Source organism: Eubacterium limosum (genome assembly GCF_000807675.2).
Classification (GTDB): Bacteria; Bacillota; Clostridia; order Eubacteriales; family Eubacteriaceae; genus Eubacterium; species Eubacterium limosum.
Window position 1 is genome coordinate 2566142 of record NZ_CP019962.1, and the last position, 26681, is coordinate 2592822.

The 26681-nt window shown below is 52.0% G+C and carries 23 protein-coding genes and 1 pseudogene; 17 read left to right on the forward strand and 7 right to left on the reverse strand.

Annotated elements, in window-relative coordinates; translation table 11 throughout:
- Positions 1 to 85: 85 nt before the first annotated feature.
- From B2M23_RS12055 to B2M23_RS12095, 9 genes and pseudogenes are all read left to right on the forward strand, one after another.
- Positions 86 to 1342: a serine hydroxymethyltransferase gene (locus tag B2M23_RS12055; protein WP_038352165.1), complete on the forward strand. Its 1257-nt coding sequence runs from the start codon at positions 86 to 88 to the stop codon at positions 1340 to 1342.
- A 73-nt stretch (positions 1343 to 1415) separates the two neighbouring features.
- Complete coding sequence (locus B2M23_RS12060; RefSeq protein WP_038352164.1) at positions 1416 to 2927, forward strand: alanine/glycine:cation symporter family protein; 1512 nt, start codon at positions 1416 to 1418, stop codon at positions 2925 to 2927.
- Positions 2928 to 3240: 313 nt separating this feature from the next.
- Positions 3241 to 3762, forward strand: a complete 522-nt coding sequence (locus tag B2M23_RS12065) for a hypothetical protein (protein WP_038352163.1) — start codon at positions 3241 to 3243, stop codon at positions 3760 to 3762.
- A 69-nt stretch (positions 3763 to 3831) separates the two neighbouring features.
- Positions 3832 to 4695 (forward strand): tyrosine-type recombinase/integrase, encoded by an 864-nt coding sequence (locus B2M23_RS12070; protein WP_038352162.1) that lies wholly within the window; start codon positions 3832 to 3834, stop codon positions 4693 to 4695.
- A 529-nt stretch (positions 4696 to 5224) separates the two neighbouring features.
- Entirely contained in the window at positions 5225 to 6895 is a 1671-nt protein-coding gene (locus B2M23_RS12075; protein ID WP_038352161.1) for a methyl-accepting chemotaxis protein, read from the forward strand.
- 238 nt (positions 6896 to 7133) lie between these two features.
- A pseudogene (tnpA, locus tag B2M23_RS12080) lies at positions 7134 to 7601 on the forward strand (IS200/IS605 family transposase).
- Positions 7602 to 7948: 347 nt separating this feature from the next.
- On the forward strand, positions 7949 to 9640 hold the full coding sequence (locus tag B2M23_RS12085) for a bifunctional diguanylate cyclase/phosphodiesterase (RefSeq protein ID WP_052237219.1): 1692 nt from the start codon (positions 7949 to 7951) through the stop codon (positions 9638 to 9640).
- A gap of 198 nt (positions 9641 to 9838) precedes the next feature.
- Entirely contained in the window at positions 9839 to 12007 is a 2169-nt protein-coding gene (locus B2M23_RS21450) for a chitobiase/beta-hexosaminidase C-terminal domain-containing protein (protein WP_038352160.1), read from the forward strand.
- Positions 12008 to 12123: 116 nt separating this feature from the next.
- Entirely contained in the window at positions 12124 to 12786 is a 663-nt protein-coding gene (locus tag B2M23_RS12095; protein WP_038352159.1) for a TetR/AcrR family transcriptional regulator, read from the forward strand.
- 41 nt (positions 12787 to 12827) lie between these two features.
- On the opposite strand, the gene B2M23_RS12100 is transcribed toward B2M23_RS12095, so the two are convergent.
- From B2M23_RS12100 to B2M23_RS12105, 3 genes are read right to left on the reverse strand one after another with little or no spacing between them, the layout of a single operon-like run.
- Positions 12828 to 14201 carry a uroporphyrinogen decarboxylase/cobalamine-independent methonine synthase family protein gene (locus B2M23_RS12100; RefSeq protein ID WP_052237218.1) on the reverse strand — a complete coding sequence of 458 codons (1374 nt, stop codon included), beginning with the start codon at positions 14199 to 14201 and terminating at the stop codon, positions 12828 to 12830.
- 17 nt (positions 14202 to 14218) lie between these two features.
- On the reverse strand, positions 14219 to 14359 hold the full coding sequence (locus B2M23_RS21240; protein ID WP_167617891.1) for a hypothetical protein: 141 nt from the start codon (positions 14357 to 14359) through the stop codon (positions 14219 to 14221).
- A 16-nt stretch (positions 14360 to 14375) separates the two neighbouring features.
- The gene (locus B2M23_RS12105; RefSeq protein ID WP_038352157.1) at positions 14376 to 15536 is read right to left on the reverse strand and encodes a uroporphyrinogen decarboxylase family protein; all 1161 of its coding nucleotides are present in this window, start codon (positions 15534 to 15536) and stop codon (positions 14376 to 14378) included.
- 304 nt (positions 15537 to 15840) lie between these two features.
- On the opposite strand from B2M23_RS12105, the gene B2M23_RS12110 reads away from it, so the two are divergent.
- From B2M23_RS12110 to B2M23_RS12135, 6 genes are all read left to right on the forward strand, one after another.
- The gene (locus B2M23_RS12110; RefSeq protein ID WP_038352156.1) at positions 15841 to 17040 is read left to right on the forward strand and encodes an MFS transporter; all 1200 of its coding nucleotides are present in this window, start codon (positions 15841 to 15843) and stop codon (positions 17038 to 17040) included.
- 36 nt (positions 17041 to 17076) lie between these two features.
- Positions 17077 to 18549: a sodium:solute symporter family protein gene (locus B2M23_RS12115; RefSeq protein ID WP_081571209.1), complete on the forward strand. Its 1473-nt coding sequence runs from the start codon at positions 17077 to 17079 to the stop codon at positions 18547 to 18549.
- Positions 18550 to 19005: 456 nt separating this feature from the next.
- Positions 19006 to 19866 (forward strand): phage antirepressor KilAC domain-containing protein, encoded by an 861-nt coding sequence (locus B2M23_RS12120; protein WP_038352155.1) that lies wholly within the window; start codon positions 19006 to 19008, stop codon positions 19864 to 19866.
- Positions 19863 to 20477 (forward strand): restriction endonuclease subunit S, encoded by a 615-nt coding sequence (locus B2M23_RS12125; protein ID WP_341455922.1) that lies wholly within the window; start codon positions 19863 to 19865, stop codon positions 20475 to 20477. The genes B2M23_RS12120 and B2M23_RS12125 overlap by 4 nt, the downstream gene beginning before the upstream one ends.
- Positions 20474 to 20671 (forward strand): hypothetical protein, encoded by a 198-nt coding sequence (locus B2M23_RS12130; protein WP_038352153.1) that lies wholly within the window; start codon positions 20474 to 20476, stop codon positions 20669 to 20671. Before B2M23_RS12125 ends, B2M23_RS12130 begins: the two co-directional genes overlap by 4 nt.
- A gap of 14 nt (positions 20672 to 20685) precedes the next feature.
- The gene (locus B2M23_RS12135) at positions 20686 to 21282 is read left to right on the forward strand and encodes a sigma-70 family RNA polymerase sigma factor (RefSeq protein ID WP_038352152.1); all 597 of its coding nucleotides are present in this window, start codon (positions 20686 to 20688) and stop codon (positions 21280 to 21282) included.
- A gap of 31 nt (positions 21283 to 21313) precedes the next feature.
- On the opposite strand, the gene B2M23_RS12140 is transcribed toward B2M23_RS12135, so the two are convergent.
- The 4 genes from B2M23_RS12140 to B2M23_RS12155 form a co-directional block, all read right to left on the reverse strand.
- Entirely contained in the window at positions 21314 to 22720 is a 1407-nt protein-coding gene (locus tag B2M23_RS12140) for a sigma-54 interaction domain-containing protein (protein WP_052237216.1), read from the reverse strand.
- A gap of 160 nt (positions 22721 to 22880) precedes the next feature.
- Positions 22881 to 24338: a trimethylamine methyltransferase family protein gene (locus B2M23_RS12145; RefSeq protein ID WP_038352151.1), complete on the reverse strand. Its 1458-nt coding sequence runs from the start codon at positions 24336 to 24338 to the stop codon at positions 22881 to 22883.
- Positions 24339 to 24365: 27 nt separating this feature from the next.
- A complete protein-coding gene (locus B2M23_RS12150; protein WP_146209095.1) occupies positions 24366 to 24881 on the reverse strand; it encodes an MFS transporter in 516 nt (171 codons plus the stop codon).
- Positions 24814 to 25809 carry an MFS transporter gene (locus B2M23_RS12155; protein ID WP_081571210.1) on the reverse strand — a complete coding sequence of 332 codons (996 nt, stop codon included), beginning with the start codon at positions 25807 to 25809 and terminating at the stop codon, positions 24814 to 24816. Before B2M23_RS12155 ends, B2M23_RS12150 begins: the two co-directional genes overlap by 68 nt.
- An 81-nt stretch (positions 25810 to 25890) precedes the next feature.
- Here B2M23_RS12155 and B2M23_RS12160 point away from each other — a divergent pair, with 81 nt between their 5' ends.
- Positions 25891 to 26115 carry a DUF1659 domain-containing protein gene (locus tag B2M23_RS12160; protein ID WP_038352148.1) on the forward strand — a complete coding sequence of 75 codons (225 nt, stop codon included), beginning with the start codon at positions 25891 to 25893 and terminating at the stop codon, positions 26113 to 26115.
- Between the two features lie 32 nt (positions 26116 to 26147).
- Positions 26148 to 26384 (forward strand): DUF2922 domain-containing protein, encoded by a 237-nt coding sequence (locus tag B2M23_RS12165; RefSeq protein ID WP_038352147.1) that lies wholly within the window; start codon positions 26148 to 26150, stop codon positions 26382 to 26384.
- The last annotated feature ends 297 nt before the right edge of the window (positions 26385 to 26681 follow it).

Genomic DNA, 26681 nt, shown 5'->3' on the forward strand with positions numbered 1-26681 from the left:
CAATTCTCTTCATAGATCGTACTTTGTAATCGTGTTAGAATGAGATCATCGAAAACAAACACAGAGAACAAAGTGAGGTATTGAAATGTTAAAAACAACAAGGGTACTGGACCCGGAAGTCTATTCCATCGTAGAGGCAGAGCTTGACCGTCAGGAGCACAACATCGAAATGATCGCGTCTGAGAGCACCGCGCCCACGCCAGTTATGGAGCTGAGTGGCTGTGTCTTCACCAACAAGACTGAAGAAGGGCAGCCGGGAAACCGCTTCCAGGCTGGCTCCGAACAGGCGGACGCCATTGAAAGCCTGGCCTGCCGCCGCGCGCTGGAGCTTTACGGCGCCGAGTATGTTAATTTACAGCCCTACTCCGGATCAACCGCTAACTACTGCGTATTTAACGCAGTGCTGAACCCAGGCGATAAAATCTTGAGCATGCGCCTGGACCAGGGCGGCCATCTGACCCATGGCTCCCCGGTAAATTTCCTGCGAAAGGTTTATGAATATGACTTTTACGGGGTTGATAAGGAGACCGAGATCATCGACTATGACGCTCTGGAGGATCAGGCCATGGCCTATAAGCCAAAGCTTTTAATCACCGGCGCCAGCTCTTACCCGAGACTCATCGACTATGAGCGCATGGCCAAGATCGCCAAGAACTGCGGCGCGATTTTGATGAACGACATGGCTCACATCGCGGGCCTGGTCGGGGCCAAGGTTATCCCAAGCCCGATCCCGCACTGCGATTTTGTCTCCTCCTCCACCACCAAAACCTTCTGCGGCCCGCGCGCCGGTATGGTCTTCTGCAAGAAGGAATACGAAAAGGCTCTGAACAAATCCGTATTCCCGGGGACTCTGGGCTCCATCCATCTGAACACCATTGCCGCCAAGGCCTATTCCTTCAAATATATCGGCACACCAGCGTTCAGGGAAATCATGGAACGTGTTGTCCGCAACGCCAAAACCCTGGCTGAGGAGCTTCAGAGCTACGGCTTCCGCATCATCAGCGGCGGCACTGACAACCATATCGTCATGGTTGATTTAAGACCAAAAAGCCTGACAGGAAAGAGTTTTGAGCAGGCGCTGGAATACGTGGGCATTACGGTGAATAAGAACATGATTCCCTTTGACGAGGAAAGCCCCTTTGTGTGCAGCGGCGTAAGAATCGGGCTGACCTCCACCGCCCAGCGCGGCCTGGAGGAGGACGCCATCAAAGAAATTGCTGAGATTATGGACAAGGTCGCAAAGGACCCTGAAAACAGGGCGAATCTGGACGCCTGTAAGGCACAGGCCCGGGCATTGATTTCCAGATACCCGCTGTACCCGGCCGGCTATTTTGAGGATTAATCAGTAGAGAAGAGCTGACAGCCGCTGTATGGAAAAATGACAGCGGCTTTGCCAGTAAACGAGAGGGAAAATTATGTTAGAGAGTATTGTAACAAGTGTCAACGATGTGGTCTGGAGTATTCCGCTGATTATCCTGATTCTGGGCGCCGGCATCTATTTTTCGGTGCGGATGAAATTTCCTCAGCTGCGGCTCATCAAGGAGATGTTCCGGCTGCTGGGTGACAACAAGGGCAAGGGCACCGATGAGGGGGTCTCCGGTCTCCGCGCCTTTATCATGACCGCCGCTGGCCGTGTGGGCGTGGGCAACATCGCTGGCATGGCCACCGCCATTGCCCTGGGCGGCCCCGGCGCCATTTTCTGGCTCTGGGTAGTGGCGCTGTTTGGAACGGCCATCGCCCTCATCGAGTCTACCCTGGCCCAGGCTTATAAGATTACGGTCAATGGCGAGTTCAGAGGCGGCCCGGCCTACTATATCGAAAAGGGAATCGGTAAAAAATGGTACGCCAAGGCCTTTGCCCTGGTCACCATTCTGGCGCCAGGCATCCTGATGCCGGGCGTCCAGTCCTACAACATTACCTCAAGCCTGAACCAGGCCTTTGGCTGGAATACCCTTATCATTGCCATTGTGCTGGCGGTGGTGGTCGGAATTTGTATCTTCGGCGGTGTGAAACGCATCTCGGCTGTCGCGGAAAAGGTTTCGCCCTTTATGGCCTGTGCCTATCTGCTGGTCTCCTTTATCATCATCGGGGCGAACATCAGCAAGGTGCCTGGCGTGTTTATGATGATTGTCCAGTCTGCCTTCAGTGTCCAGCCGGTTTTTGGCGCGCTGGCCGGCGTGGCCCTTTCCAAGGGGGTCATGCGCGGCGTATTTGCCAACGAGGCGGGGCAGGGAACCTCGGCCATCATGGCAGGCTCTGCCGATGTATCACACCCGGTAAAACAGGGGCTGGCCTCCTGCCTGAGCGTTTACGCGGGCACCATCCTGGTCTGCACCACCTCGGCTTTTATGATCCTGCTGACGGGCTGTTACAATGTGGTCGGCCCGGCCGGCGGCTTCCTGTTTGAGGGCATGCCCGGCAAGGAATACGGCGTCGCTTATGTGCATGGGGCCATTGACACCATCTTTCCAGGCTTCGGAGCACCTTTTATCGCTGTCTCCATCCTGCTTTTTGCTTTCATTGCCCTCCTGGCCTATTACTATTATGCCGAAAGCAACCTGGTGTACGTTTTTCATGAAACCAAAGCCTGGATGAAGAGCAACAAGCCCTTCCTGTATGTGTTCCGGGGGATCTTTATCCTGGCGGCGTTTCAGGGCTGTCTGCAGGCTGTGTCTGTAGTGTGGACCATGGGGGACATCGGCTGTGGACTCATGACCTGGCTTAATGTGATTGCAGTGCTGATTTTAAGTAATCAGGGTCTGGCAATCTTCAAGGATTACGAGCGCCAGAAAAAACTGGGGCTGGAACCTGTCTTTGATCCGGATCTCCTGGGTATCCAGAACGCCGGCAGTGTCTGGCGGGACCGCCTGGCTGAGTACAAGGTGGCCCAGAAGGCTGATGCAGAAGAAAAAGGCATTGCCGCATAATTATAGGACAACCCGTATCGCCGCGATACGGGTTGTTTTTATGTAATTTACTAAAAGAAGAAAAGATAAATATTATTTTTATAAAAAAACTTGTTGACAATTCTTCCTGTATACGATATACTTAAGAAAATTTAGTAAAAATAAAATATTTTATATTTTATAAGGGGGAAACAAGTTCCATATAAACCCCAAAATAGAAAAAATCTAAAATTTAATAGACGTGCTGTCGAATGGGGAATTGCTGTCACCCACTGGAACAGAAGGCTTAAATGCTTTCTGTTTTTTTATTATCAAAATTTAAGGGAGAAAAATCATGAAGAGGACAAGTGAAGCTGCTGGCAAAGCTTTGAGAAGTAAGAACATACTTTTTATAGAAGCGGTTTATGATGATTATGGCAATAACAGCCGTATCCACTATCTGGATGAAGGGCGCGCAATCAGCTGTCTGGCCGACGGGGTCGGCCCCCGGGATTACATTAAGAGAATGATGCGGACACGGTGTCTGAGCGAAACCATGTACCGCCAGTATATGGCAGAGTGGCTGAGTATGGAGAAGGACTACCCTTATCTGGCAGGTGCAGGCGCATTGATGGTGCCGGTAAAAACACGCGTGAGCGTCAAGTTTACAAACAACCGACGAAATTATGACGACGCCTACAGTTTTTATAATTTCCATTTTTTTGATGAAGATATGGACCTGCAGACTGGCAAAGGCAGTATTTATCTCGCAGGTGATTTTGTGATTAAAACCTACCAGAGCGGCAGCCAGAATGAGCTGAACTACGAGCGGGCCAAAAGGGTGCTGTCGGGGCTGCGTGAGATTTGGGAGATGTAAAATAATTTACCATCCCGATCTTTTTTCGAGTACAATATGAGATAGAAACTGAAAGATGAGGGATATTAAATGAAATTAATACAGGATATTACACCACTTTGTTTATCCGCCGGTATTCTTCGGGAATTTGAAGAGTATCTTCGGCAGGAAGAACGAAGCATTAACACCATCGAAAAATATGCGCGCGATCTGCGAGCATTCTTTTACTTTGTGGGTGACAGAGCGGTTACGAAAGAGCGGGTGTTGGCTTGGAAGGAAAGTTTGGTGGTAGGGTATGCTGCTTCCAGTGTCAATTCTATGTTAGCCGCTGCAAACAGCTTTTTAAACTGGGCAGGTTACCCGGAATATAAAGTGAGATTCTTGAAAATCCAGCGCGGTGTTTTTTCAAAGCCTGAGAAAGAGTTGACACAGAGTGAATATGCTAAATTGGTGAAAGAAGCGAGTAAGAAGGGAAACGAGCGTCTGTCACTCTTGCTCCAAACGATTTGCGCGACGGGGATACGTGTATCAGAGCTTCAGTATATTACGGTAGAGGCTGTTTATACAGGTTGGGCAGAGGTAAACTGTAAAGGAAAGCGGCGTATGGTTTTTATAACAGACAAGCTGTGCCGTCTCCTGAAAAAGTATATCCGAAAACAGAAAATAAGGACGGGGTCTGTTTTTATTACTAAAAATGGAAGAGCGCTGAACCGTTCTAATATTTGGAGGGACATGAAAGCCTTGTGTAAAAGAGCAGGCGTTAAACCTGGAAAGGTTTTCCCGCATAATCTGCGCCATTTATTTGCCAGAAGATACTATTCGATGGAAAAGGACCTGTCCCGTCTTGCGGATATTTTGGGGCATACAAATGTTAATACAACTCGAATATATACGGTAGAAAGCGGTGAAACGCATGCAAAACAAATCGGGCGACTTGAGTTGATTATTACATAATTTTTCTTATGTAGTCATTAAAATTACAGGAAAAAATTTAAAGAAAGCAAAATAGATTAAGCGAAAATAATTATAGTAAAAAGGGTGAAATTGATTCTGCTTGTACCTTTAACCTATTAAAAAATAAAAGTTTTAGTATTTGAATACTGATATACTTGCACGTTTGGATAAAAACATGTATAATTAAAAAATATATTTCCAGAAATTTTTTTAAAAATACTACATAAGAAAAATTATGTGGTCAATATGTGGTCAATACTAATGGGTCATTGAATTTAAAACCATTATTTAAGTTCCTTTTAAAATAATCTGAAACGATAGTCTGTTCTGAAACGATGATTTTTTAGAAATGTAGCATAATGTAAAAAGGTTTGTTATCAGGCTGCCTCAGAGACTCAAAACAGGCAGAGGATATTTCCATGTCTATATATTAGCGTTATGGTATAGGTATGAGTTGTGATCTCGGCGGTTACAATCCTGCGTTGAGCGAAACAATTAAAACCATACAATAAGAAACAGGGGGGAAGATATGTTTAGGAATATAAAAATCAGGGCGAGAATGTTAATTTCATATGGCATAATCATCATTCTTTTGTTAATTGCCAGCGTTATTGCTCTGTTTATGCTGCAAAAGGTGGGGACGAATCTCACGAATTTCTATCACAACAACTATACTGTGACCGTCGAGGCGTGGAAGGCCCGCCGGTCAATGCAGGCAGCCCGGGCAGACATTATGCAGTCGATTCTGGAGACAGACCAGGCGGCGACCGAACAGCTGATTGAGCAGGCCGAGCAGGAACTCGCGTTAATGCGAGGTACTTTTCCAATCATCCGGGAAAGATTCCGCGGAGATATTGAGCTGGTAAGCCAGGTTGAAAATGTATTGGAAGAGGCAATTCCTTATCGTGACCAGATATTTGAACTCACAAGGGAAAATAAAAAGACCGAAGCCGCAAAGCTCGTAAATGAAAAATATGTGCCACTGCTTGATAAAATGGGGGATCTTTTATCACAAATATCAGAGACAGCAGGAAAGAATGCAAAAACGATGGTGGAGCAGGGAAATACCTTTGTGTTTACAGCCATTGCTGTAGTGTGTGTGGTCGCGGGGGTCAGTATTGTTTTGGCGGTTGCTCTGGGAGTTTATATTGCTGATGGTATCTGTAAGCCTGTAACTGAGCTTGAGAAAGCAGCTGCGGACATCTCGGCTGGCAAGCTGGATACGGACATATCTTATCAGTCAGGCGATGAGCTGGGCCGCCTTGCAGACAGTATGCGCGCAACCATCAATGATCTGAGATTTTATATTCAGGACTTTGGGTATGTTATGGCAGAGTTGTCTAAGGGGAACCTGACAGTCAATACAAAGGCTGAATATCAGGGGAATTTTGCGGATTTGCAGCACAGCATTATGACATTGACAGAAGCGCTCAATGATACATTGAGGCGGCTCAATGAAAGTGCTGAGCAGGTTGCGTCAGGCTCTGAGCAGGTTTCCTTCGGAGCGCAGGAGCTGTCCCGGGGCGCGTCGGAGCAGGCGGCTTCCATCGAGGAAGTGGGGGATGCAATTGCCATGGTTTCCTGCCAGGTAAAAAATAATGAGGATAACGCCATGCAGGCAAGGCTGGAAGCAAGGCGTGTTGAGGAAGAAATGACAGCGAGCAATCAGAAAATGCTGGATATGATCAGTGCGATGAAGGATATAAATGAAACATCCGGCGCGATCAGAAAAATCATTAAAACAATTGAGAATATTGCCTTTCAAACCAATATTCTTTCCTTGAATGCCGCCGTTGAAGCGGCGCGTGCCGGGGAAGCCGGAAAAGGATTTGGTGCAGTTGCCGATGAAGTTCGAAATCTTGCCGCTAAGTCTGCGGAAGCGTCAAAGAGCACAGCGCAGTTAATTCAGAATGCGGTGGCGGCAGTGGAAAAAGGAACCCTGATTGCCGATGAAACGGCCAAAGCCCTTGTGATATCAGTAGAGAATGTTAATAATGTCGCTTGCAGGGTCAATGAGATTTCAGAGGCGTCTACAATGCAGACAGAATCAATTATCCAGATAAATGAGAGCATCGCCCAAATCTCAGAAGTGGTGCAGTCAAACTCTGCCACAGCGGAAGAAAGTGCTGCCGCCAGTGAAGAATTATCAGCGCAGTCACAGCTGCTCAGAGGGCTTGCCGGCCGGTTTAAGCTGAGATAACAGACCATTCAGGCATTTTGGACGTAAAGGCTGGGCGGCTCAGAAATGGTAAAATATTTAACATAAAAAAACAACCCGTATCGTGGCGATACGGGTTGTTTTTATTGTAAAGAAAACCACTTGCTATGCAAGTGGTCCGGAAAAGCTTAAAGCGAGGGTTCAAAAAACCTCCTATGAAGGGGAAAATAAGGTAAGGTTTGGCAGCCATACTTAAAATCCAAATAGGAGGTAAGTCTTTATGAAAGACAAAAATAGTTTATCACATACAGTATATCATTGCAAATATCACATCATTATGATCCCCAAATATAAGAGAATGATAATCTACAACAAATTAAAAAGAGTTATTGGGCAAATATTGAGAACTTTAATCGAAAGAAAGCCAGGGATCGAAATCATTGAAGCCGAAGCATGTCCGGATCATATCCATATGTTAGTAGAAATTCCACCGAAATACAGCGTATCGAACTTTATGGGATATTTAAAAAGCAAATGAACCTTAATGATATTTGATCGACATGCGCATTTGAAATACAAATACGGAAATCGCAAGTTTTGGGCGAGAGGATATTCTGTGGACACTGTTGGAAAAAATGAGAAAAGAATCAAAGAGTACATACAGCAACAATTATCGGAAGATAAATTAAGCGACCAAATAAGCATGAAGGAATATACTGACCCGTTTACGGGTGAATCGGTGAAATAGGCAAATAGAAAAAAGCCCCTTTGAGGGGCCGCCTGTAAAAGCGCTATGGTTGTCAAATCTTCAGAGCCCGGAAGGGCACCACAGCAAAATCCCCTTTCAGGGCCGGTTCATACCACCGGATTTTCCGGTGGTTAATGATATGGGGTGGGGTTTCAACCCGTATCGCCGCGATACCCTTTGAATTGTAAGGCTTTTATTGCGAATCTTGATCACGTCTGATATAATAGATTAAATGAGATTTAGAAAAGTCAGGTGGGCTGGGGAAAGTCCTGTGAGCGTTATATGGGAACGCCCGACAGGCTTGGAAAAATAGTTGCAGAAGCAGTACATTTTTTAGAGGGGATCAAATGATTATGGCACAGTCAGACAATTTTTTTGAAACATTTACGGTTGATCCTGCCCTTTTTTACAGCGCGATCATCCGAAGTACGGATGATTACGTCTATATTGTGGACATGAATACCGACATGGCCCTGGTTTCTCCGAACATGGAAAGGGACTTTGAACTGCCCGGCCGGCAGTTTAAGGGACTGGTGCCCTTGTGGGGAGAGCTGGTCCATGAAAAGGACCGTCCCCGCTACAACGAGAGCATTGATGAAATGCTGAGGGGCGATACAGACATTCACCATGTGGAATACCAGGTGCGCAACCGCAAAGGCGAGTATATATGGGTGCTCTGCCGGGGCGTTCTGCAGAAGGACGATAAAAACCAGCCGGCCATGTTTGCGGGGGTGGTGACAGACCTTGGGAAAATGGGTAAAATTGACTACACCACCGGCCTTTTTACCTACAGGGAATGTGAGAAGGAGATCAGCGAACTGCTGGACAAGGAAACAGAAAAGCCCGGCGGCCTGATGCTGCTGGGGCTGGATGATTTTATGCGGATTAACGACCTTAACAGCCATCTTTTCGGTGACGGAGTGTTGCGGCAGTTTGCTCAGACAGTCCAGCAGCTGTTGCCACCGGGCGCCAGCATGTACCGGTTTGACGGGGACGAGTTTGCCGTGGTCTGCCCCGGTGCAGGTGAGGAGGAGCTGGAGGCTGTTTATAAACGGCTGCACGCCTACAGCAACCGGGTACACACTCTGGATGGCCGGGAATATTTTTGCACGGTGTCTGCGGGCATGACCCTGCTGGGGCGGGACAGCCAGAACTACCCGGATCTGATCAAGTGCGCGTCCAGTGCCCTTGAAGCCTCCAAGACCAAGGGGAAAAATATCATGACGGCTTACACGCCGGCGCTGATGCGCTCAAAGCTGCGGGCAATGGAGCTGACCAGCCGGCTGCAGCTGAGTGTGGTGAACGGCATGGAGGGTTTTCGCCTGGTTTACCAGCCCTTTGCCCACTCAAAGGATCTGGGCCTGGCGGGCGCCGAGGCGCTGCTGCGGTGGTCCGGCGAGCCCTTTGGCGAGGTGACGCCGGATGAGTTCATCCCGCTTTTAGAATCCAGCGGGCTCATTGTGCCTGTGGGCAAATGGGTGCTGGAGCAGGCAGTCAAAACCTGTAAAAAGTGGTCGGCCCGAGAGCCGGATTTTATCATGAACGTCAATATTTCCTACCTCCAGATGCTGGACGAATCCTTTGCCGGGCACGTGGAAAGGACCCTGAAAGAAAACGGGCTGGATTCCCGGCATGTTGTGCTTGAGCTTACGGAGAGCTGCTTTGTAACGGATATGGGCGGCCTCAAGGAAATCTTCAGGCATCTGCGCGGCATGCGCATCCAGATCGCCATGGACGACTTTGGCACAGGCTACTCCTCGCTGGGGATGCTGTCCCAGTCACCAGCGGATATTGTCAAGATTGACCGGCTGTTTATCGAGGCCATCGACAGGGATGAGAATGTGTTTAATCGTTCCTTTATCGCATCGGTTATCAAGCTGTGCCACAGTGTGGGCATTACCGTATGTGTGGAGGGCGTTGAGGAGCAGGACGAGCTGAGGGCTGTCTGCGCCTTAAACGCAGACAGCATCCAGGGCTATTATATCTCAAGGCCCATCTCACCGGAGGCCTTTGAAGAAAAATACTGGGGACCGGTCTGAGAGGCTTGTCCGAACCGTATCGCGGCGATACGCTTTGAATGGCATTGTGAACGTGAATGAAGGATACTGGTGATACAGTATCCTTTTTTTATAGGACCGTTCAATTTTTATTCCCGATGATTTAAACGGTCGTGTTTCAGGCGGCGAGATCGGTTATAATAATATATAGCGACTTAATAAATATTAATGGAGGAAAAAATGAAAAAGAAATGGATAAGTATGCTGTTGTCCCTGCTGTTGGTTTTTGGCACTACGGCGCCGGCTTTGGCGGCAGACAGCACCAGAGCAGACCGGGAAGCTCCTTACACGGGCAATGTGGTCATGGCGACCAACATGAACCGGACCATCAGCGATAACAGTGAGCTTGGAATCAAGCAGGCCACCGGCCTGCCCGCAGCCCCTGTGCTGGCGGCGGCAGAGAATGGGATCATGCCTTTTTCTGAGAACGGCGCGTTGTCGGAAACACCGACAGAGGTGCGCCTGTATGAGGACGCTAACCAGGCCGATCTGGCGGCGGCTGAGGCAGCAACTTCACAGAATGAGAAAAAAGAATATCGGGTAGGGGATACTCAGAAAATCATTGCGATGACAGGGATAGATCCTGAAACCGGAGAACAGATGGTGGAGGAAATTACGATCAAAGCCCTGCACATTGGCAGTACCTGCACGGTCTGGGGTGTTGTTGGGGAAGAAACAGAAAATATTACGCCCAAAACAGCTGAAGCCATTGCATTGCGCTTTGATACCGGAGACAGCGGTTACCCCAGTATTCACGATAAGATACTGGAGGCTTTTGGAAGCTGGGAAAACATTGACGTGGACAATGACGGTAAGACAGCCATTGTCTGCCAGGACATCTCCGGCGGTGTCGCGGGATATTTTACACAGAGTGACCTGAACGGCGAAACAGCGGACATGGATATGGTTCACATTAACAATGGTGGAGATGATGAGGAGCTCTGGAACAGTATTTACGGCACTTTGGCCCATGAGCTCCAGCACGCCATCAACTTTGCCCAGACTGGCGGCAACAGCGAGACCTGGCTCAATGAGACTTTTTCCCAGAGCGCTAAAGCCATCGCTGGTTATGGAACCAAAACGATTGGGCAGGTTTACACGTCTTTAATGTATGTGACGGGGGCAGATGAGTATGGCATTTCTGCACATGGATATACGGTTCCCTTTATCTACGCTGGTGACTTTGTCCCCAATGGTCTGGCCGAAGAGACAAGCTCTGTCTACGGCCAGTGGTACCTTTTCGGCCGATACCTGTCCTTCCAGACCCAGGGGCTTGAAGGCGGCGGCGACGCTGTGTTCAAGACCATTTTAAGCTCTGGAGACGGAGAACAGAAGGAATGCACCTGGGAATCACTGGAGCGGGGTCTGGAAAAGATTGGTTATCTTGGCGCTGGAAAAGCGGTGCCGGATATGAACGCCCTGATACAGAATTATAACATGGCCCTGTACCTTCAGGAGTCCGATGGGCTATACAGCCTGGGGAATGACGGACAGATCATCCTGGATTCACTAGCAAAATACTATGGAATCAGTCTAAAGAACAGCTCGGCCATCACCACAGCCCGGGAGCTGCCCGGCGGCGGCGCGGCTGTATGGGCCAAGACAGAGGACAATGCCATCACACCGGAGAACCCGGGGGCTGATATGGTATTTACAGGATTCAGCGCGGCAGACAGCCCCAAGGCCAGTACCGGAACCGGCAGGGTCCGGCCCGGAACGGCCATCACCCTGAGCGCGGCAGAGGGGCTGGATATTTATTACAGCCTGACACCGGGTGCCCGGGCTGAATATGAAAAGTACACACAGCCCATCATTATCAGCAAAAATACCACCCTGTCCTTCTATACACAGGCTGGCGAAGACGAAGAAACAAAATCTGAAGAGGAAACACGCACCTACACCGTAGCGCCAGACCCAGTTACCGCCAGCGTTGAATCTGGCGCGGTGGCGGCTGGCACCAAAGTCAGCCTGAGCTGTGCTACCGGGGACGCGCGGATTTACTATACGACTGACGGCAGCGAACCCACCCGGGAAAGCCCCCTTTATGAAAGCCCCATTGCCATAAATGAAGCCATGACACTGAAGGCTGCGGCATTTTTGGGGGATAGTGACCAGGACTATGCCCCGGGCGATACGCTGACCCTTCAGTATACCATTAAAGCTGCGGGCGGTTCTGAAGACCAGAAGAGTGACGGCCCACAGCTGGCGGCAGGAGAAAAGGCAGCCGATAAGACTGGTAAAAACGCCAGCACCGGTATCCTTGAAGCTTCACCGGGACCAGCCGCGGCAGTGGTATTGACGCTGGCCGCCCTTGCGGGTCTGGCTGTCTGGAGAAAGCAGCGCGGCTGAGCCTGCTGAGAAAAACAACCCGTATCGCCACGATACGGGTTGTTTTAAAAAATCCCTGCAAAACTAAAGCCGCTTATGCTAAAATAGGGTAAGAAACTGCAAAAGGGGAAAAATCTGTGGCGAATTATAAAACAGGCTTAGAGACAAAAGAAAAAATATACGCGACCGCCAAAAAGCTTTTTTATGAAAAAGGTTTTGTAAAAACTACGCTGGCGGAGATCGCCAGGGAATCCGGCGCCAATAAGGCCATGGTTTCCTACTATTTTGGCAACAAGAACAACCTGGCCCTTGAGGTCTATAATGAGTACATGGTGGCCATGAAAGTGAAGACCCAGAACATCATTGCCAGCCAGTTCCCGGACAGCGATCTGTTTTTGCGCACGGCCATCGAATATCGGCTCCAGAACCGGAACTGCAACCGCAATAAGGGGCTTAACCGTTTTTATCACGAGCTGTGCGATTCCAATATTTTTATGAAAACAGAGAGCGCCTCTGTGGGCTTTATCGAAAATATCAACAAAGCCCACAAGCTTGGCCTGAGCAGGGTGGATGTCAAGGCGCTGGCTCTGGCAAATCTGTCAGCTGTGCACGGCCTGCATGTGGCCAGAAACGAGGGCTTTTTGGACTGCTCATCCGAGTATCTGGCGGAAACAGAAATCCGGCTGCTGCTTCAGAGCCTGAAGATCGGCAATGATGTGATCGAGGGCTATATCGAGCGGTCACGGGAGATTGTGGATAGGATCGAAATCTCGGTCGGGAAAAATTTTAAGGTACTGTAAACAAAAAAGCAGAGCGGCTGGAGCCGTCTCTGCTTTTTTTATCAGCACATCATCATAAGCATGTGGAAGAGCATGTCTTCGTACTGCTGCATTTTCTGGCCCACCACATCGTCCAGGTCGGCCCTGGGGGCGGGGTGGTCCTCCTTAAAGGTGTCATAGGGGGTGTAGTACTTGCTCCTGAACTCAGGTATGTCTGCCAGCACGTGGTCGATGGTGTCTTCTTTGGGTTTATCCCAGACCCGCTGCCCGGCGTTTTCGTAGGTGCCGTTATCGCGGACGTATTCCAGTACGGCTTTGTAGTTTTCCGGGTTGATGGTGTTCAGGGAGTAGGGGCTTTTGTCAAAATTGAAGAAGTAGTTGCCGCCTGGCGCCAGAATGTCGATGAGCTCTTTGGCCTTGTCGATGCACTGCTCCTTGGTGGCTGTCTTAAGGTAAGTAATGGGGTAGAAGCCCGAGATAATGTGTTTTTTGCCGAGCTTTTCCTTGACGAGCTTGGGATCGCCGTACTCAAAGTAGAAACGTGTGCCCTGGGGCAGCTCATAGAGGTAATCCAGGTAGCGCATCCAGTTGTCCTCGCAGAAGATGAGGCAGGTCTGTCCCTTTTCGGCCAGGCCGTGGACCAGCTTGTAAAAGGTGGGCCAGTAATATTTTTCAAAATCCTTGGTACGCAGGTAGGTAGCCATGTGCAGGGCGATGAAGTTGGCGCCCAGCGGGGACGGCCTGGCCGGCGTGCCTTTTTTAATGGACAGGGGCAGAATGGCGTCGCAGGCGGCCTGGATTTTTTCGGGACAGCGTTTGATGTCCATGGTAATGCCTTTAAAGCCTCTGAGAATGTCGGACAGAAGGTCAAAGGGCGTGGTGCCGCCGCTGCCGGAGCCGGCAGGCGGTGCAAAAAAGCCGTATTTGTCAATGAGCTGTGCGTCCAGACCGGCGTAAAAATCGGCGTATTCAAAGTAGGCCTTTGTGGCTTTGGCCAGGGCCAGTGAACGGCTGACCGGGTCGGTATCCAGCACAGGGTAAATGCGCGGGAAGATTTTTTCCATCAGACAGTCGTAGGGGTTGGCGATAAAATCATCATAATCCTCGGGCTGCATGGCTGAGACTTCGGGGTGCTGGATAATGCCCTTGGAGCCCATCATAAAGGATCTGGAACCCAGCAGGTGGTGGTGGGCCGGGTAGGTGGCAAAGCTGGAGGGGTAGGCGTCGCTGGCGGTCAGCTCAAAGGATTTTTCATAGATGTCGAGCATGTCCTCCCGGGTCCATTGGGTGCGTCCCAGATCCTTGCCAGCATACTCGATCCGCAGCTCGAGGGGCAGGGCGGCGCTGATGGGAATCCTTTTGGGGATAGTGCCTGTGTATAAATCCGTAAACAGCTGGGTGCGTTCTTCCTGTAGTTTTTTCATTGCTTCACTCATATTCATTTCTCCTTTTCTTAAATCAACAGGCCGATGATAAACTTATACAGGCCCTCCTCGTAGGCCTGCATGATATCGGCGTGGTAGTTTTCGTTGGCGACTTCGGGATGTTCCCTGACGTAGTCCTCCCAGGTGGTGTAGTAAGCTTGTGATTCCATAATTTCCTCCTGATTTTTAGTAGGCGCCATGCTCACGGACGTACTCCTGCACGGCGATGAGGTTGTCGATGTTGGCGCTGCTCATGGACAGGATATCCTTGTCCAGGTCAAAGATAAAACCGCCGCCGGGCGCGCAGATGTCCAGCAGCTCCTTGGCCTTATCAATACATTTTTCTTTGCTTTCGGTCTTTAAAAGGCCGATGGGGTAGAGGCCGGCGATGATGTGCCGGTCTCCGAGCTTTTCCTTAATTTGTTTGGGATCGCCGAATTCAAAGCGCATGACAATGCGCCCGGGCAGTTCTCTCAGGAAGTCCAGATAGCGCGTCCAGTCCTGCTCGACGAAGAGGTCTATGCCCATGCCGGCATCGGTGAGGGCTTCGATTGTTTTCTTAAAGGTAGGCCAGTAGAATTTTTCAAACTGCTTCATATTCAGAAACGGCGCCATGTGCAGGGGCAGGAAGCAGCGGGCGTCAACGGTGCGCACTGGCCCCAGCCCCTGGTTGATCATAATGGGGGTAACGGCCTCGCAGGCGGCCAGGAGCTCTCTTGGGTGCCTGCGGATATCCTTGGAGGTGCCGCTGAAGGATCGGATAAAATCTGCCATAAAATCATAGGGCGCTTCGGTAAAGCCGCCGGGAGGGGCAATGGCAAAGCCAAATTCCTCGTTGACCTGGGCGGCCTGGGCAATCCCCTGGGCCGCCTGGTCGCTGTGCATCTTGTAGGCCTTGGCAAGGTTCAGCGCATTCTGCACCGGGGACTGGTTCAGGCCGTCGTACAGCCTGGGCAGGATGGTTTCCAGCATACATTTGTAAGGGTCCTCGATAAACTGGGGGTATTCCCCGGGCTCAAGACCGTAGATTTCGGGGTGCTGCGCATAGCCCTCCTCGTTCATGACAATGGTCTTGCCGCCCAGCAGCTGGTATTTGTAGGGATTGCGCAGGGTATGGGGCCGTACCGGCGCCACATCGGTAGGGATCCGCTCGGCGGCGTAGCGCATCACGTCGATCATTTTTTCGGAGTGCCACTGGGCTTCCTTGATATCCATGCCCGCATACTCGATGGCGGCTTCGGTGGTCAGCCCGCCCCGGATGGGGACGCGTCTGGGGGTTTTTCCCCGGTACAGGTCTGAAAACAGTCCGGTACGTTCTTCCTGTAATCTCTTAATGGCTTCAGTCATAATTTTCCTCACTTTCAAAAATTAAACGCGGTTGATTTATTGAGAAGTATAATCGCTTTCAGGAAATTTGTCAACGGTTTTCAGAAAAATATTTTTTGATTTACGAAATAAAAGTTTTTAAAATGGCTAAAAATGGCGAATTTAAATAAAATTATAAAAAATTTACTAAAGAAAGAGAAAATAAAAGTTGACAGATTTACGAAAACAATATATTATTAAAATAAATTTAAACGCGGTTATTATTAAACATGGATAATTCAAGCTTATCCGGAAATTAAAAAGAAATGAATTGAGGAGACTTAAAATGAGTGAAAAAAAATATGGTGCCGGCGTGCAAATAGCCGCCCTGTCTGTCGCCCTGCTGATGTATACCACCAGCATGACCACCCCGGCCCTGGCCGAGATTGCCAAAGCTTTTCCGTCTGCTGCGCCGGAAACAGTCAAGCTGCTGTCCACCATACCGTCCTTAATGATGGTAATCTTTGCCCTGGTAGCCGGTAAGCTGACCCAGGTCATGAGTATTAAGAAGGTCATTACCATTTCCATGGTTCTGATTTTTGTGGGCGGGATTCCCTCTGCCTTTGTGGGCGATCTGAATTTTATGATTGCCATGCGTGTGGTCTTTGGCGCAGGCTACGGAATGGTATTTCCCATGGCCTCTGCGGTTATCACCGATTTGTTTACGGGTACGCAGGCCAACAAGCTCATGGGCTTTAAGAGCGCTGTCGGCGCTGCTGCCGGAGTGGTATTTCAGTCCCTCGGCGGGTTTTTGGCGGCCTACAACTGGCGCTTTTCCTTTTTCGGTTTTTTCCTGGTTATCCCCATCGCGGTTTTAATCTGGTTTAAACTGCCGGATACCGGTGTTAAGAAAGCGGAGAAAGCTGCTGACGGCTCAACGGTCCAGGAGAAGAAGCTGACCACCATGACCTATGTGCTGGCACTGCTCTGTGCGCTGCTGAACATTATGCAGTTCAGCTTTATGACCAATGTGGCCATGGTCATGAGCGCGGACAAGCTCGGTGACGCCGGGCAGGCCTCCTTTGTGCTCAGCACCTTTACAGCGGGCTCCTTTGTCATTGGAATGCTTTATGGCTCCATGTCCAAATTCCTGAAGCAGTATGCCGCATCCTTTGGCGCACTGTGTGTGGGCGTCGCCTTTGTGATTCTGATCATGGCGCCCAGCTACCCGGTGATGCTGGTGGCCGCGGTGATCTTCGGCATTGGCTTCGGAACCTTTAACCCGGCCATTACCATGGCGGTTGCCGGGTCGGCAGCCAGTCCCAAATACGCCGCCCTGGCCATCTCGGTTTACACCTGCGGCACAGGCATCGGCCAGTTCCTGTCACCCTATATCCTGAAGTTTATCCGCGGTCTTTTCGGAATGACCTCGGCCCGGGCCGACTGGCAGATTGCGGCTGTCTGCCTGATTGCCGGCAGCGTTATCTCAGCCATTGTTATTTTTGCCGCCAGCAAGAAAAAATCCGACGCGCCGCAGCTTCAATAGAAGTGCTGCATACAGCTCATATGCATAGAGGAAGGCATGATGAATATTTCCTTTGCGATCATTATCGTTTATATGGCCCTGCTGATTGGGATTTCCCTGCTGTCCGGCAGATTGTCGTCGGCCAAGGGCGGTTCCAGCAGCTTTCTGCTGGCAGGCAATCGTCTGCCCACCCTTTTGGTAGCTGCCATGGTGGCAGGTACCGCCATCGGCGGCACTGGTACCATTGGCATCGCCGAAAGTGCTTACACCAATGGCCTTTCAGCCGTCTGGTACAATATTGCCTGGACCATTGGAATTCTGGCTTTTGCCTTTCTCATGTGTAAAAAGCTGCGCCGCACTGGCGTCAGCACCACCAGCCAGATATTCATCCGCCTGTTTAACCGCTTTGACGGCATTGTGTCCAGCGTCATTCAGGTGGTGGTAGCCTTTGGTATCAACGCCCTGCAGGCCATTGCAGGCGGCGCGATTCTGACGGCGCTGCTGCCCCAGTACTTTAACATGACAAACGGGGTCATTATCTCGGCCCTGGTGTTTACAGCCATTGCCCTCTTTGGGGGCTATATGGGCGCAACGCTGACCAATGTCATCAATGTAGTCATGATTTATCTGGGAGTGATCGCAGGCTTTATCGCGGCACTGAACAGCGGTGGCGGCTGGGAGCACATTACCCTGAGCCTTCCCCAGGGCAGCCAGTGGTTCAGCCTGTTTGAGGGTGTGGGCCCGGTGATCATCGTGGGATGGGTGGTCTCGATGGTCATCCAGTCCCCGCCCAACCAGGGCCTGATCCAGGCCACGGCGGCAGGCAGAAGTGAGAAGGCCGCCAGGTATGGAACCATCATCGCTGCTGTCCTGATCGTCCCCATTGGTTTCCTGTGCGCCTTTATCGGGATCATGGCTGCGGCCACGCTCCCGGAGCTGGAAAGCGCAAGCCTTGCCTTTCCCATGCTCATGTCTAACCTGAACCCCTGGGTCGCGGGATTTACCCTTGCCGGCCTCTGGGCAGCTGATGTCTCCACAGCCACCTCCTGCATGATGGGGCTGGCGACCGTGGCGACCAAGGATATTATCGTGCGCCAGATCAGGCCGGATATGGACGACCGCACCCAGCTGCTGATGTCCAAGGCCATCATTGTGATTTTTGGCGTGCTGGGGGCCTTTGCGGCGCTGAATATCCGCTCCATTCTGGGCTTTATGATGCAGCTTATTGTGGTCTACACGCCTTACTGCTTTATTCTCCTGTCGGCCATCTACTGTCCCAGGCTGCTGAGAAAGAGCACCTGCACCGCCACTGTGGTAGTGAATCTGCTCATTATGGTGCTGTGGCTGCTGTTCCCGGCAGTGCACATTGTGCCGGATATGATTTACCTGTGCCTGCCCGCCACCCTGGCCACCATGGGCCTGTGCACAGCCGTTGACAAGCGTGCCGTGGATGTGGATAAGCTGTTCCGCCCCGAGAAACTGCCTGAAGCCCGGAAAGCGGTTCCTGTCCCTGCACCAGAGGAAGTATAGAGAAGAAGCTATAAAAATCCAACCCGTATCGTGGCGATACGGGTTGGGTGCTGTTCGTTTCTTCTCAATAGGTTAATTAGATTTGACCGCTAGTGTTCGTGGAATGAAGAGCACCCCATTCCCGGGCCAAGATTGGCCGTGCCAGTGCCACAAGGTTGGTATCCCTGTTCGGTCAGTACATCATCATTCATACTCAGAAGCAATGACGCCCCAGAGGCGTTTTTTTGATGCTTCAAATCACTGATGCGTTTGCCCGCGATTCTGAAAAGATTAAATTAAGCACAAAATTTTCCTTTCAGGGGCTTTTTTAGCTTTTTGGAAGTTTATTTTACTTAAAAGAGCCTGTTTTTGGCATTGGATGGCAGTTTTGCAAAAAGCAGGATTATTTTGGATGCGGTATCATAAGGTCAAGCTTAAAAAACAAACGAACACCGGTGTTCCGAAAGGAACTTTACAATGCAGAATACAAACAGAACCCAAACCGCCGAAAGCCGCCTGATTCAGAAGGTTTTTGAGAGTGAGGAATTTGCGCGCGTGCGCACCCTGGTGAGCCCGGGCGAAGATCAGGAACTTTCGCCGACGGTCTATTTTGTGGCCAAGGACGTCTGCGACGCCATGGACTACCAGAACCACCGACAGGCCGTCAAGCGCCATGTGGAGCCCGAGGACGTGCTGAGCCGCGGGGTTACTGACAAATACGGCCGCCGACGCAGGACGCTGGTGATCAACGAGAGCGGCCTCTTTGCCCTCATTCTGGCCAGCCGACAGGACAAGGCCCGCCGTTTCCGCCACTATGTGACCAGCGTGATCCTGCCCGCCATCCTCCACTACGGCGCCTATATTGACCCCGGGCAGCTGGAAGCCCTGAAAAAGGATCCCCGGGGCATCGAGATTCTGGCCCAAAACCTTGAGCGCATGTTCCGCCGCTGTGACGTCATGGAATACCAGATGAAAAAAGCCCAGACCGATTACCAGAGAATTCTGCCCGACGCCCTGTTCGGCCAGACCATACAGGTGTCTGAGGACTGTATCAGCGTGGGGGCCATGGCCAAGCTCATTTTTCGGGGGCACAAGAAGAGCATGGGGCAGAACCGTCTGTACGCCTGGCTGAGGGAGCAGGGCTACCTGTGCCGCCACTCCTGTTTCTGGAACCAGCCCACCCAGAAAGCAATGGAGCTGGGCGTGCTCGTCCTGCGGGAAAACAGCATCCGGGACAGGCATGGGCGCTGGCATCTTTACCAGAAGCCCATGGTGACCCCGAAGGGACAGCGCTATTTCGCGGAGCAGCTGTGTTCGGCAGACAGGGAGAATGAATGATGAACTACCTGACCGAGCTTCTGGCCTTTTACCGGTGGATGGGGGAGCACCGGCTCACCCCGCTCCTCCAGGCCTACTGGCATCTGCTCATGTATTACAACAACAAGGCCGCCATTCTGGCAGAGGACGGACACTGGTACTGGCCTGTGACCTTCCGGGTGGCCAACTCGGTGGTGGGCCAGGCCCTGGGCCTTAAAGACCGGTTCAAAATCAATCACCAGCGCAAGCACCTGGTTAAGCACAGCCGCATCGACTATACCCCGCACACGGGGCAGGAGGCTGGTGATTACCGCCTGATCCCCTTTGATCCGGGCCTTGCCCAGATCTGGGTGAGGGCGGAAAAGAGTGGCGTCCGCACCATGGTGTGGACGCAGACCCGCACCGGGGGCGCACCAGAGGCTGCACCATTCATAAATACTGTAAATCATAAACCGTCTTCTCTATATGGTTCTACTCAGGGGGGCGGCAGCGATAACATCATGGGCTTCAATCTCCTGCCCCCGCTGACCGATGAGGAGAAGGCAGCTGTCCGGGCAGAATATCCCGATAACGACGTGGCCCGCTTTAACGCTGAGTGGGCCTTGAGAGAAAAGAAAGGAGGGCTGGTATGAACCGTTTAGGCAGCGGCAGGGCAATCCTGCGAAGAAAGCGCCCCTATACTGTCCAGGCAGACGGTACGCTGGAGCTGGAGCTCTGGGCAAGAGACGACGAGGAGGCAGAGGACGCGTTTAACGAATACTGCGAGGCAGTCCAGTACCATCACCCCGAGCTGGTGCTCACCCTGCGCAGTATCCGTGAGGACTGAGAAAGGAGCTGTGATTGGAGGGCCAAAATTACGAGTTGATCAACACCTGGGCCGCAGAGGCCAAAAGGGGGGACAAGCGTGCTGCGGAGCTGCTGCTCCAGAGCTTCCGGCCCCTTATCCTGAAGATGGCTGGCAGCTGTTCTGAGGACGGCGGATTTGAGGACGCTTACCAGGACGGCACAGCCGCCTTTCTGGAGGCCGTGCGGCGCTACGATCCGGAGAAGAACCACCTGTTTCCGGGCTATATCCGGAGCTGTCTGGATTTTTATTTCAGGAAACGGCGGGAGGGCCGCTTTGACCGGTCGGTGAGCGCGGTGGTATCGCTGGACGCCCCGGCGGACGAGAATGGCAGCCCTCTGGGGCAGCTGGTGCCCGACCCCAACCAGCCCGTCCAGGCCTACCACGAGGAGAACGACCGGAAAAGGCGGCTTGAAAAACTGGACTGGGCGCTTAAACAGCTGCCCGGCGACCAGCGCAGGGCCATCACGGCCTATTACCTGAAAGGCCAGAGCCAGAAGGCCATCGCGGCAGACTGCCAGCTCAGCGCCTCGGCGGTTAAAATGCGGATACACCGTGGCCTGCGGCGTCTCAGGGCGCTGATGGAGGATTAGAAAAGGGAGAACTGCCTGTGCAGTTCTCCCTTTAGTCGTCCGGGGTGTCCTCCCCGCGGATATATTTCTGGATCAGCCGGTTGGCGGTGGACTGGCTGACGCCGATGACCTCGGCCAGCTTGCGGCTGGATTTGTACTTGGTGTAGACCTCGTTCACAAGATCGCGCTTGATCTCCTCGAGGTTGTAGGTCTTTTTTTGCGCAGGGCCGGCCGGCACCTCGCCCTCCTCGCGCAGGTATTCCCAGAACAGCTCCTCCTCCAGGATCATGTGCTCGGAGTAGACCACCAGGCGCTCAATGGCGTTTTTGAGCTGGCGGATATTGCCCGGCCAGTCATAGTCGCTGATGAGGTACATCATCTTTTTGTCAAAGAGCTTGCTGGTGCCGTATTTCTGGTTGTTCTTTTTCAGAAAATAGTTGGCCAGCAGGATAATATCCTCCTTGCGCTCCCGCAGGGGCGGAATGGTTACCTTGATGATATTCAGGCGCCAGTAGAGGTCGGAGCGGAACTTCTTCTGTTTGATGAGCTCGATGAGGTTCTGGTTGGTGGCGGCAGTGATGCGTACATCCACATGCTGGAAAGCGTTGCCCCCCACAGGGATATAACGCTTATTCTCCAGCACATCCAAAATTTTGGCCTGGAGCGGCAGAGACAGCTCGCCGATCTCGTCCAGGAAGAGGGTGCCGCCGTCGGCGTTCTTGATGAGCCCGGTCCGCCCTTTGGGGTCGGCGCCGGTAAAGGCCCCCGGGACATAGCCGAAAAGCTCGCTTTCCAGCAGGTTTTCGGGGATCGCGGCGCAGTTGATGGCAAAAAAGGGCTTGTCCCGGCGCAGGCTGTGCCTGTGGAGGGTCTCGGCCAGGAAGCTTTTGCCCGTACCCGATTCGCCCAGGATCAGCACGTTCAGATCCACGTTCACAGCTTTCTCCAGCTTTTTCAGGCAGGCCTTAAAGGCCTCGCCTCTGCCGATAACCTCGTCGGAGAAATCCGAGTCTGAGGAGACAATGGACTTTTCACTGGTGCGGTAGGAGAGGTCTGTGCGGGTTACATAGTCCATGGCCGTGGAGATAACCAGCTCGATCTCACCGTCTGCGTCAAACACCGGGATATTGACGGACATCAGGCTCTTGTGGGTGATGTAGTACATGTTCTCCGTGACAATGGGGCACTTCTTTTCCATGACTTCGGCAAAACTGTGGGGCTCCCAGATACCGCGCTTGATCTCGCCGCTGGCCTTGCCCACCAGTTCCTCGGGCTGGAGGCCGTGGTAGCGCATGGAGGAGGGATTCACATAGACCACCCGTCCGTCCTTGTCATTCACAAAGATTTCCGCAAAGGCGTTCTCCACAATTTTGAGGAGCAGCTCCTGGGGCAGCTGGCGCAAATAAGCTTCGTATTCTGGGGTATGTTCGATTTTATCAATGGTAATCAAGTTTCTCATTCCGTTTCGTCTTTTCTTTCATTGTATAATAAAATGGGTAAAAAGGAAACCGTTAATTCAACCCGTATCGCCGCGATACGGGTTGAAAAACGGAAACGGCGCCACCTCATGCGAGGGAGCGCCGTTTTTACTTCATGGGGGGATAGTGGTTTACAGCCGGTTAAATATCATAGTCCAGGTTTACGAGCACCTCGTTCAGAATAGCGTCCTGGGCCTTGGTGGTTTCGGGGAGCTTGTATTCTTCCAGACGGCGTTCGACCTCGGCGGCGGCGCGGCTTCTCAGGGTGCCCACCTGCTCGCGCATGGTAATGCCGGAGCCCTTGCGGTGGAACAGCTTGGAGAGGTAGTGCTCCTCGCGGTAAGCCTTGGGGGTTCTGCGCTGGATGTAGGAGCCTCTTGGCCCGACTTCCTTCATGAGGTCAAAGCATTCCCGGCCCTCGGAGAAGTTGATGCCCTGCTGGACACGCTTCAGGTAGAGCAGAACCTCCTCATCCAGGACGAATTTTTCAAAGCTGCCGTAGTTAAAGGAGCCCATGGTCCCAATGGCGTGGGTCAGCTGGTCCGAGCGGCCCAGAATGGGCGCCATGCCCGTCAGCATGGATTCGGCTCCGGCCTGGTAATCCACGTCGATGGCGTCTGAGTAGGCGCCGATGGTGCGGGCCGGCATGTTGTAGAAGCGGGCCATGCCGAGGGTTGCCATGGACAGCAGGAAGGATTCGCTGGCTCCGATGCTGAGCTGGACGCTGCGCATATCTGACGGCGCGCTCAGCGAGTTGTAGATAATGGGGTTGCCCGGGTTCAGCAGCTGAATGAGCACGGTCATGGCCAGAATGGACGCGTTGTCCTGGATAATGGTGCCGAGCAGGGTCGGCGGGGAGGTCACATTGGTCATGGAGCAGGTGCAGATGGTGATGGGCTGGTTGCCTGCGGCCGCGCCGAGGACATTTTCAAGACACTCGTAGTTGTTGGAGAGCGGTGAGAGGGGGCAGACTACCTCCAGCACCACGTATTTATCCCAGATGTCATAATAGCGTTTCACGAGCTCGTAGCTTGCCAGAACCCCATCCCGAATTCGTCCAGTGCCCACATTGTGCGGGTTAGTCCGCAGAGCAGAGGCGATGGGCTTGTCCGAATATTTCAGCTGGATGGCATACTGCTTGAGAATCTTGTTCTCCTTGTCATTTCCCAGTCCTGGGTAGTCGATGCTGGAAGCCTTGGACATCTGCAGCACCTCGCTGGTCTGGGTCAGCTTGTGATATTTGATGGCGTCGTACACGTTAGCCTTGTGCACCGTATCGTCTGTCTCAATATAGGTGACCAGGCCCGCCGAGTTGGCCATGACCGGGAAGGGATCCTCGCGGTCCGGCCCGATAAAGACAGAGCTGTTCCGGCCGTAGACCTCAAAGTTGCGGGGGACAGTTCCCAAAGCTTCGTTTACCATGGCCTCTGACAGAAAGACCTTGTCGCCGTCAACCCGGGCGCCGTTTTTGCGGAAGACCTCCAGCACCTCCTCGTGCTCAAAGGCCACGCCGATTTCATCCAGCACCCGCAAAGACATGGCGTGAATGTGTTCAACCTCTTTTTCCGAAATGAAACAATCCTGAATATCTCTTAACATTTTTTCTCCTCCTGAATGTTTTTTGTTTTACTCAATGCTTTCCAAAGTTTTGGGATCAAGCATCCCATCCTTACTGCCGATAACGTTGTTCTTTTCGCCCAGCTTCAGCTTGGCGGTCACCAGGGATACAATGAGCCCGATGACACTCCAGACGATGATCCAGATAAAAATACTGTTGTAGCCCGATACCTTGTCCGCGTCCAGCCAGCTTCCCATCATGGTGTACATGAAAGACTCCGGCGCGTAGGCAAAGACCGAGATAATGCCCATGGCCACGCCTGTCATGGAGACCGGAATGCCCGCCTCGCCCATGACCGCGTAGGAAATCCCGCGGGTGGCGCAGAAGAAGGCTGTGGCCAGACAGGTGGTGACAATGCCAAAGGCCAGCGTGGTGGGGGTGATCATAATGGAGATGGTGGCCGCAATGCCCAGGACAAAGTAGACTGCCAGCACCTTGGCCCGGGAGGCGAATTTATCAGCCACCAGCCCGCCGATAATGGTCGCCACCGCGGCGATCACGTAGTTCCTTGTAATGGCAAGCAAGCCCTGACGCCACCGCGTCCGACACGCCGATAATATCCGCGCAGTAGGGGCCAAAGTAGGCCACCGCTGCCGCAAAGGCCATATAAGCCGAAGCCACGATCAGGGTGGTGAGCCAGGTGCCCGGCACCTTCAGCACCTCGACGAACCGGCGCAGGTTCACCGGTTCGTCGGTGGCGGTGTTGGCCCCCGGGAAGGTGAACAGAATGAGCAGCGCAAAGGCAATATACAGCCCTGCGATAAAGAACAGCAGTACCCGGATGCCCGCGACGCCGTCCACAAAGGCGCCGATAATGGCCAGGCCGGCAAAGCCCACCAGCGCGTTGGCGCCCCACTTAATGCCCTCGCTGAGACCGAACATCTTGCCCTGTTCTTCCTCGCTGCCCAGCAGCCGCACATACTTAAGCATGGCGGACCAGAAAGTAAAGATGGAAAAGATGCCGTAGCCAAAGAAAATAATGAGCAGGCAAATGTAGGATGGGAAAAAGCCGAACCAGATGGTCAGGCCCCCCAGCCCTAAAAACGAAATGACCAGCAGGGTCTTGGTGTTTACCTTATCCGCAATAAAGCCGGAGGGCAGGTAAAAAATCAGGTTGGCAATGCCGTTGACGGACCCCAGCATGCCGTACTCGGCGTTGGTCAGCCCCAGCGCCGCAATCAATTGGTTGTAATACAGGTTTCTCACGCCGATACAGGCAAAGAACACAATCCCCGACGCAATGCTGATCATCAGCAGAGCGTACATGCGTTTCCCCTTGGATAGGTTCAATCGGCCGTTTACTAAATCTGCCATCGTGTAGTCTCCTCTCTCTTCTCGATGTTTGATGCTTTTTATTAACGCAAGGACCGTGCCAAAATGAAATGACGCAGTCAGGCGGTTTCGGCGGCGGGTACCGTCAAAAAGTGATTCATTATGATTCGGAAAAGTCATTTTGAATCGCGTGTGACCCCGGGCGTTTTTTCCGGATATATAAGCGTACCCCAAAAGCGGGACAGAAAGCGAGGTTCGAAAATGGCAGTTGTAAAGTACACAAAGGCAGTGGCCCTGAAGGTGGTCTCCAATTACGGAGAACAAAAAGGAAAGATTGTGAAAAAGACGAAAACCTATGGCGACGTCAAGCCTGCCGCCACCGATGAGGCGCTCTACGCGACCTATAAGCACATCAAGGGGCTCCAGGAGCCCATCGGGGAAGGCTGTATGCGGGTCACCACTGATGATCTGGTAGAAAACGCGTAAGCATTTAATTCAGGAAAGAGAGGAGAAAACAAATGGAAGCAGAGACAAGTAAGGATTTGGTATTGTATTTTGAACGCAGTGATGGCAAGAGCTACAGCGTGAGCATTCCGGATTACCTGGAGGGCATCACCGACGAACAGATCAAGGCAGGGGCCCAGGGCATTTTGGCCGAGGGCGTTTTTGAGCCCGATGGCTTTGCGCTGGTCAAGGCCACAAACGCCGTCAGAATCGACACCACAAAAACCGAAGTGCCCCTGGAGACCGAATAGGCAAAGGGCATCCCAGGTGTTTTAACAGGCAGGCAGAAAACAGCCTGCCTGTTTGCGTGTCAGAAAACTGGCACAGTCCGAGACTCCGCCTTTTATCCAGATAAGAAAAAAGGTCCAGGCGCTGCGGGTGACGGCCGGGAATCGTGACGTACGTTCTGCACAGCCGGACATTGGCTAGATAAAGTGTTCCACTTTAGTGAAGAAAATATTAATGTGAATGCAGTGCCCGCAGGACGCTTTTTTCTTCCTTAGGTAAAAGGCTTCATCTCTTGGTTTTCTGACCGCTTGCCCGTTTTT

Bases quoted from the DNA above. Each gene is read 5' to 3' on its own strand.
- B2M23_RS12125 (WP_341455922.1), top strand. From the start codon at position 19,863: ATGATGAACTACCTGACCGAGCTTCTGGCCTTTTACCGGTGGATGGGG.
- B2M23_RS12110 (WP_038352156.1), top strand. From the start codon at position 15,841: ATGAGTGAAAAAAAATATGGTGCCGGCGTGCAAATAGCCGCCCTGTCT.
- B2M23_RS12120 (WP_038352155.1), top strand. From the start codon at position 19,006: ATGCAGAATACAAACAGAACCCAAACCGCCGAAAGCCGCCTGATTCAG.
- B2M23_RS21450 (WP_038352160.1), top strand. From the start codon at position 9,839: ATGAAAAAGAAATGGATAAGTATGCTGTTGTCCCTGCTGTTGGTTTTT.
- B2M23_RS12140 (WP_052237216.1), bottom strand. From the start codon at position 22,720: ATGAGAAACTTGATTACCATTGATAAAATCGAACATACCCCAGAATAC.
- B2M23_RS12165 (WP_038352147.1), top strand. From the start codon at position 26,148: ATGGAAGCAGAGACAAGTAAGGATTTGGTATTGTATTTTGAACGCAGT.
- B2M23_RS12105 (WP_038352157.1), bottom strand. From the start codon at position 15,536: ATGACTGAAGCCATTAAGAGATTACAGGAAGAACGTACCGGACTGTTT.
- B2M23_RS12085 (WP_052237219.1), top strand. From the start codon at position 7,949: ATGATTATGGCACAGTCAGACAATTTTTTTGAAACATTTACGGTTGAT.
- B2M23_RS12115 (WP_081571209.1), top strand. From the start codon at position 17,077: ATGATGAATATTTCCTTTGCGATCATTATCGTTTATATGGCCCTGCTG.
- B2M23_RS12130 (WP_038352153.1), top strand. From the start codon at position 20,474: ATGAACCGTTTAGGCAGCGGCAGGGCAATCCTGCGAAGAAAGCGCCCC.
- B2M23_RS12160 (WP_038352148.1), top strand. From the start codon at position 25,891: ATGGCAGTTGTAAAGTACACAAAGGCAGTGGCCCTGAAGGTGGTCTCC.
- B2M23_RS12070 (WP_038352162.1), top strand. From the start codon at position 3,832: ATGAAATTAATACAGGATATTACACCACTTTGTTTATCCGCCGGTATT.
- B2M23_RS12060 (WP_038352164.1), top strand. From the start codon at position 1,416: ATGTTAGAGAGTATTGTAACAAGTGTCAACGATGTGGTCTGGAGTATT.
- B2M23_RS21240 (WP_167617891.1), bottom strand. From the start codon at position 14,359: ATGGAATCACAAGCTTACTACACCACCTGGGAGGACTACGTCAGGGAA.
- B2M23_RS12100 (WP_052237218.1), bottom strand. From the start codon at position 14,201: ATGAGTGAAGCAATGAAAAAACTACAGGAAGAACGCACCCAGCTGTTT.
- B2M23_RS12145 (WP_038352151.1), bottom strand. From the start codon at position 24,338: ATGTTAAGAGATATTCAGGATTGTTTCATTTCGGAAAAAGAGGTTGAA.
- B2M23_RS12055 (WP_038352165.1), top strand. From the start codon at position 86: ATGTTAAAAACAACAAGGGTACTGGACCCGGAAGTCTATTCCATCGTA.
- B2M23_RS12155 (WP_081571210.1), bottom strand. From the start codon at position 25,809: ATGACTTTTCCGAATCATAATGAATCACTTTTTGACGGTACCCGCCGC.
- B2M23_RS12065 (WP_038352163.1), top strand. From the start codon at position 3,241: ATGAAGAGGACAAGTGAAGCTGCTGGCAAAGCTTTGAGAAGTAAGAAC.
- B2M23_RS12075 (WP_038352161.1), top strand. From the start codon at position 5,225: ATGTTTAGGAATATAAAAATCAGGGCGAGAATGTTAATTTCATATGGC.